General features: G+C 53.7%; 5 protein-coding genes. 2 read left to right on the forward strand and 3 right to left on the reverse strand.

What is annotated here, in order from left to right; all coding sequences use genetic code 11:
- On the forward strand, positions 1 to 304 hold a 304-nt coding region (locus ACTHYN_RS16140; protein WP_441813427.1), incomplete at its 5' end, for a c-type cytochrome.
- 351 nt (positions 305 to 655) lie between these two features.
- On the opposite strand, the gene wrbA is transcribed toward ACTHYN_RS16140, so the two are convergent.
- The 3 genes from wrbA to ACTHYN_RS16155 form a co-directional block, all read right to left on the reverse strand.
- A complete protein-coding gene (wrbA, locus tag ACTHYN_RS16145) occupies positions 656 to 1255 on the reverse strand; it encodes an NAD(P)H:quinone oxidoreductase (RefSeq protein ID WP_441813428.1) in 600 nt (199 codons plus the stop codon).
- Positions 1256 to 1378: 123 nt separating this feature from the next.
- The gene (locus ACTHYN_RS16150) at positions 1379 to 2077 is read right to left on the reverse strand and encodes a pirin family protein (RefSeq protein ID WP_441813429.1); all 699 of its coding nucleotides are present in this window, start codon (positions 2075 to 2077) and stop codon (positions 1379 to 1381) included.
- Between the two features lie 47 nt (positions 2078 to 2124).
- Entirely contained in the window at positions 2125 to 3084 is a 960-nt protein-coding gene (locus ACTHYN_RS16155; RefSeq protein ID WP_441813430.1) for a quinone oxidoreductase family protein, read from the reverse strand.
- Positions 3085 to 3366: 282 nt separating this feature from the next.
- Here ACTHYN_RS16155 and ACTHYN_RS16160 point away from each other — a divergent pair, with 282 nt between their 5' ends.
- Complete coding sequence (locus ACTHYN_RS16160; RefSeq protein WP_441813431.1) at positions 3367 to 4266, forward strand: LysR substrate-binding domain-containing protein; 900 nt, start codon at positions 3367 to 3369, stop codon at positions 4264 to 4266.
- Positions 4267 to 4638: the final 372 nt, after the last annotated feature.

Consider the following 4638-nt stretch of genomic DNA (forward strand, 5'->3'; position numbering starts at 1 on the left):
GGCGTCTGCCAGCGCTTCCAATCGGGCTTCACGCCGGGCGATTTCGGCGGGGATAGAGATATTTGAGAAGTGGTGTTCATCCTGCCATGACAGGGGAGATGACTATCCGGGTACCATTGCGTTAGGCGCACGCTACAAGGGGGAGGTTCCGGCTGCTCTGGAGGATCGTACTGATCTGACTGCGTCGACTATTGAATACTTTGTGCGCAATGGTATTTCTGTGATGCCGTTTTTTCGTAAAACGGAGATTAGCGACAGGGAACTACAGAAGCTGAGCACTTACCTCACTGAAAAAGAGCATTAGTGTTGTCGCGGAGAATAGCTTCGGTCCTTACTTTCTGGCACCTGGTCCGGGTGCTTTTTAGATTGTAAGGATTCGAACTTGAGGCCTTCGTTTCCGTAAGGTACTTGCCTTAGATGATTGCAGGTAGCGAGCAATCAACTTAAAGATATGTATTTCAAATGGTTGGGTGTAGTTTCCCCCGATAAGCCGGACACCACCTCATTCGTTTGATGTCAGTTGTGCCCGGTGCTCCCAGGGGGATTTCATTTTAAGCCGCTTTTTGCGGCTGGTTGCGATTATAGTCTTTTATCTATTCCGGCATCCCGGCCACGACAGAGGTGCTTGCTCAAAACACGTCTGCCGCGCAGACTCCTAGCCTCTGAGTTTAGCCGCAATTTTGGCGACATATTCGCCTTGGTGGCGGGCAATGCCCAGTTCACGCTCGTCCGGCTGGCGTGAGCCATCACCAGCGGCAATGGTCGACGCACCATAAGGCGTGCCTCCACCTACCTGAGAGATATCAAACAGCTCCGGCGTGGTGTAGCCGATTGGCACAATAACCATGCCGTGGTGCGCCAGAGTCGTCCAGGTGGAGGTGATGGTCATTTCTTGCCCACCGCCGGTGGCGGTCGACGTGAATACACTGGCCACCTTGCCAGCCAGAGCGCCCTTGGCCCAGAGCCCGCCGGTCTGATCGAAAAAGGTGCGCACCTGCCCGGCCATGTTGCCAAAGCGGGTGGGCGTGCCAACGATGATGGCATCGTAATCTGCCAGCTCTGTTGGCGTGGCCACTAGCGCAGCCTGGTCAACTTTGCCTCCTGCACCTTGGAAGGCTTCGGCATCCATGGTTTCCGGTATACGTTTCACGGTGACCTCTACGCCATCGACGCCACGGGCGCCCTCAGCAACTTTGTTCGCCATGGTTTCAATATGGCCGTACATGGAATAGTAAAGAACCAGAATCTTCGTCATTTCGATGTCCTCTTTGGGTTTGGTTTTGTGTTTATGTACACTTCTTTCAGTCTGGGAAGGCAGGTAAAACACACTAAGAAACTGTAAATATGCAACCTACCTCCATCCAGCCAGCTTAGCGGCTTATGCCACATCGACCAGCACGATTTCGCTGTCTTTCAGAGCACTCACTTTCAGCAACTGCTCGTCGCTAACTGCAACACCGTCGCCGGCAGAGACAACCACATCATTAATATCAATCCTGCCGGCTGCCGGCACCAGATAGACCCTGCGCCCGGGGGCGATCTGATATTCGGCACTCTTACCGGCTTCCAGCGTTGCCGCCGCCAGGCGAGCATCCGTGCGTATTGGCAAAGCCCCATCATCGCCAGGAATACCGCTGGCGAGGGTCACAAAGGAACCACTGCGGTCGCCCTTCGGAAACGGCTTGGTTCCCCAGGTAGGTGGCATGCCCGCTTCACCGGGCATAATCCAGATCTGGAAGACCTGGGCGGGCTCGTCCTCTTCGTTCACCTCACTGTGAGCAATACCTGTTCCGGCACTCATTACTTGCACATCACCAGCTTCAGTGCGGCCCCGGTTACCCAGACTGTCCTGATGCGTAATAGCACCCTTGCGCACATAGGTGATGATCTCCATGTCCCGGTGTGGGTGACGGGGAAAGCCCGAATGTGGTGCGATGGTGTCGTCATTCCACACCCGGAGATTGCCCCAGTGCATACGGTTGGGGTCGTAATATTCTGCAAATGAGAAGTGGTGACGGGTATCCAGCCAGCCATGGTGGGCACCGCCAAGTTCACTGTAGGGTCGACGTTCAATCATTTCAAACTCTCCTGTTTCGCATAATCGTGACGGTAAAACCTGTTGCCTCAAGGAATCAGGACGATTTTTTCAGCCCCACCTTCATCCACTCGACGATAGGCTGCAACAGCCTCCGAAAGCGGCAGCTCAGTAAAGCTCTCTGGTATAGGTAACTTGCCCTCAAAGGCCTCGCTTAATTGCTCTAACATTTTTGCGCAGTCTTCCAGACTGTAGAGCAGGGAGTTAACGCCGATCACCGAGCCGCCGCGACGGTACAGGTTAAGAGCGGACATATTGATCATCCCATCCATCGGCGCTGCAATAACCGCAACGCGGCCAAACGCTGCTACCGTGTTAACCGCCGCCGGCAACCAGAAACCAGTGGTATCGAAAATCACCTCAGGCGATTGCTGCGCAAAACTATCCTGCGCCTGCTCTGCCAACTGATCCGCATCGGATAACTGAAACGCGCTGATGCCTTGCGTTTGTAGCTCCTGAACAACCTCGGCACGGCGCACGCCCAGGACAACATTGGCGCCCCTTGCCCTGGCCAGTGCCTGTGCTGCTCTGGCTACAGCTCCAGCTCCGATGACCAGGAACCGGGTACCTGCTTTAACCTTGCTTCGCTCCAGAGCATCCCATGCGGTGATGTAAGGAACGCCGAAGGTGGCGGCCTGTACAAAGGTTAGCGATCCCGGCTTGAGTGCAATCGCATTCGCTGGCACAACCACATACTGAGCGTGGCAGCCATCCTGCGTGAAACTGAAGCCCTTACCCGTACCGCCCCAGACCGCTTTGCCTAAAAGCTCTTCGGGCCCCTCCACAATCACACCGGAGAAATCCCTGCCAGGAATGCGCGGTGTTGTGGTGTAAGGAAAGCGCCCGAGAACATTCTTCAGATCGCTGGGGTTCAGGCCGGCAGCCCGCACCTCCACGAGAACCTCGTCGGCACCGGCCACAGGAGTGGGCACATCGTTTAATTGCAATGATTCGAGTGAGCCTGCTGCAGAAAACTGTATGGCTTGCATGGTCAACCTCGCTAAATGAACTTAAAGTTTCGCTTCGCCTAAACGCTTCTGAAGCACTTTATCCAGTGCAAGCTTTCCGCCGTTGGTATTGAACAGTATTTGCGTAACTTTGGGGTTCATGATGTTCCCTCCCATAGTAATCTGTTAGCTTCCTACTGAAGCCTCGTTCCATGTGATGGGACTACTTTACTAATGCTTGTTCAAATGAATAAGTGGGTCATCATTGCATTACTATCAACACGGCGTTGATAATCCATAAAACCACAGAATCAGGATGGAGCTATGGATCGTCTCGATGCTATGCGCGCTTTCGTTACAGTAGTGAGTGAAGGTGCTTTCACCCGCGCCGCCGATCGCCTTGATATGTCCCCACAGCTGGTCAGCAAGTATGTCTTTCAACTTGAAGAACACTTGGGTGTACGCCTGCTCAACCGCACCACCCGGCGCCTTCACCTTACGGAGGCGGGAGCCAGCTACCACCAACGGGCACAACAGGTGTTGCATGATATTGAAGACATGGAGTGCCAGATTGGCGATCTGCACACCGAAGCTCGCGGCCTGCTGAGAGTCAGTGCGCCGGTTTCCTTTGCGATCCGCCACATGGCACCCTTGCTAAGTGAATTCCAGAAAGCCCACCCAGGCGTAGGTATCGACTTGCAGCTGAACGACCGCAAAGTGGACGTGGTTGAAGAGGGGTTTGACGTGGTACTGCGGATCGGCCATCTGAAAAGCTCCTCTCTTATCGCCAAGCGCATTGCTCCGATCCGAATGGCAGTGTGCGCTTCACCAGATTACCTGAAACAAAATGGTACCCCAAAACACCTGGAAGACCTTCAGGGGCACCGTTATCTGCGCTACAGCTACATTGAGCTGGATTTCAGCCAACCTCTGCATCGGTGGCTGCAAAACAACGGCCAGAATGACAGCAATGGTATGACCAGCAACAACGGTGATGTACTGGTAGAAGCCGCGATCGCCGGTGCAGGAATTACCTTGCAGCCCACGTTTATTTCAGGCCCGGCCATCAAGGAAGGAAAGCTGCAGGCTATCCTGCAGGAGTACGAACCCGAGCCAATGGGACTTTATGCGGTGTACGCACACCGTCAGTTGCTCGCCAGCAAGGTAAGGAGTTTTGTTGATTTTATAAAGGGTTACTTTGGCGATCCGCCCTACTGGGACTGAACTGGCAATCTATTATGACTTCGCAGCTTCAAGCGCTTTGTAACGCTCCGCCAATTCAGCACGAATCGCACGACGTTCCTGTTCGGTCGCACTTTCACCAGTTGTGTAGCCAAGGAAATTAAAAGATGTGTGCGTATGGTTTTTGGTTCTACGGTGATCCTGGCAGACGATTCTGCAATGGCGCTATAGCTTCCAGTGCAGGGGATGCACTTTGGCTTATCGCCGCGATTGCTCTGGTCGTGAGCTTTTTGATTTGAGCAGTTTGATGGTCGACTCCTGGATTTTATTGTGCTGGATATGACCATCTCATGGGTTTTTTTTCCTTATAGCAACTCAATATACAGTATCCGTTGCCGTGATGCCCATCTTGTG

It is taken from the genome of Marinobacter sp. (assembly GCF_052091845.1).
Lineage (GTDB): Bacteria > Pseudomonadota > Gammaproteobacteria > Pseudomonadales > Oleiphilaceae > Marinobacter.

What these genes read in the sequence shown, in the direction of transcription:
- ACTHYN_RS16160 (WP_441813431.1), top strand. Translation starts at nt 3,367, where the DNA reads ATGGATCGTCTCGATGCTATGCGCGCTTTCGTTACAGTAGTGAGTGAA.
- ACTHYN_RS16155 (WP_441813430.1), bottom strand. Translation starts at nt 3,084, where the DNA reads ATGCAAGCCATACAGTTTTCTGCAGCAGGCTCACTCGAATCATTGCAA.
- wrbA (WP_441813428.1), bottom strand. Translation starts at nt 1,255, where the DNA reads ATGACGAAGATTCTGGTTCTTTACTATTCCATGTACGGCCATATTGAA.
- ACTHYN_RS16150 (WP_441813429.1), bottom strand. Translation starts at nt 2,077, where the DNA reads ATGATTGAACGTCGACCCTACAGTGAACTTGGCGGTGCCCACCATGGC.